The organism is Moorena sp. SIO4E2 (genome assembly GCF_010671945.1).
Lineage (GTDB): Bacteria > Cyanobacteriota > Cyanobacteriia > Cyanobacteriales > Coleofasciculaceae > Moorena > Moorena producens.
Genome location: NZ_JAAHIE010001226.1, coordinates 1 through 1,390 on the forward strand (window position 1 = coordinate 1; position 1,390 = coordinate 1,390).

Consider the following 1,390-nt stretch of genomic DNA (forward strand, 5'->3'; position numbering starts at 1 on the left):
CCCTCGACAGGCATATTCCCATTGGGCTTCAGAAGGTAGTCTATAATCCCTTCCTGTTAGCTTAGAAAGGCGGTCACAGAACTCTACTGCATCATACCAATTGACTTGTTCAACAGGTCTTTGCCATCTATCTATCCCTTGATAGGGCTCTTTAAAATAAGAGGGGTCTGGATCTAAATATTGATTGACCTTAAGTTCAGATCGAGATGCGATCGCTTGCCATTGAGCTTGAGTAATCGGGTAACGTCCCATTAAAAAGGAGGAAATAGTTACATGATGTTGGGGTCTTTCTTTGCCACGACTGCCTTCTTCACTCTCCGGTGCGCCCATGGTGAAGGTTCCATCAGGGATTAAGACCATTTCGAGAGCTATACCGTTGATGTATTCTCTGTAGCCTCGAAAGGTTTGTTTTGGGCGTTTTATGGTTAGTTTGGCCATAATTAGTCAAACTTCAAACTTCTGACTTCATCCAGTTCTCCCGGATACGCACACTACACGAAAACCATTAATGAAGTTGCGGACAGCGCGCCTATCGAGGTCGTCGCGAATCGCAGAACGGCAGTAAACAGGAATGTCAGCCCAGGAGCCGCCCCGCAGCGGTGAATATGAATTCTTTTCATTATTTTCAATCCAAGCACTGCCATTAGTGGGCGCACCGTCATAATTCTTATGCCAATCATCTAAACACCATTCCCAAACATTCCCGTGCATATCATATAACCCAAAGGGATTTGGAAGAAATTGATCCACAGGGGTGGTTTCCTTGCTTTCTTCTCCTTGCGGTTGATCCGCATAAGTGTATGAGGCATCGTAATTTGCTAACTGTCCGGTAATCGTCTCTCCACAGTAGAATGGGGGATAGGATTCTCCGTTTTCGAGGTTGAGAGGTTCTCTAACCCCTCGACAAGCATATTCCCATTGGGCTTCGGAAGGCAGTCTATACTCCCTTCCGGTTAGCTGAGAAAGCCGGTCACAGAACTCTACTGCTTCATACCAGTTGATCCTTTCAATGGGGCGGTTATCCCCTTTAAAGCGTGAGGGGTCTGGATCTAAGTCTATTTCTACTTTCAAGTCTGTCATTAATGCGATCGCTTTCCATTGGGCTTGGGTTACAGGATATTTCCCCATAAAGAAGGCTTGGAGTGTGACATTATGTTGGGGACGTTCACGACTACGGCTATCTTTTTCCCTTTCAGGGGAACCCATGGTAAAGGTTCCTCCAGGGATAGCCACCATTTCCAATTCGACATTATCGCTTAGGGTTTGGGTGAAGTAAGAGGCGGTGTAGGTTGTGGTTTTAATGATTTCCCCGTGATGGTTAACAGTAGGGGTTTCAAATGTCCACTGTTGTAATTTCTCTTCATCCTCCTCTGGCTCCTCTTCAAAAACA

At 45.8% G+C, this 1,390-nt stretch carries 2 protein-coding genes; both read right to left on the minus strand.

What is annotated here, in order from left to right:
- Positions 1-438 (minus strand): formylglycine-generating enzyme family protein (locus tag F6K37_RS42435; protein WP_287257222.1); only part of this gene is annotated, 438 nt, incomplete at its 3' end.
- 27 nt (positions 439-465) lie between these two features.
- The coding region (locus F6K37_RS42440) for a formylglycine-generating enzyme family protein (protein WP_353839149.1) at positions 466-1,390 on the minus strand (925 nt) is incomplete at its 5' end.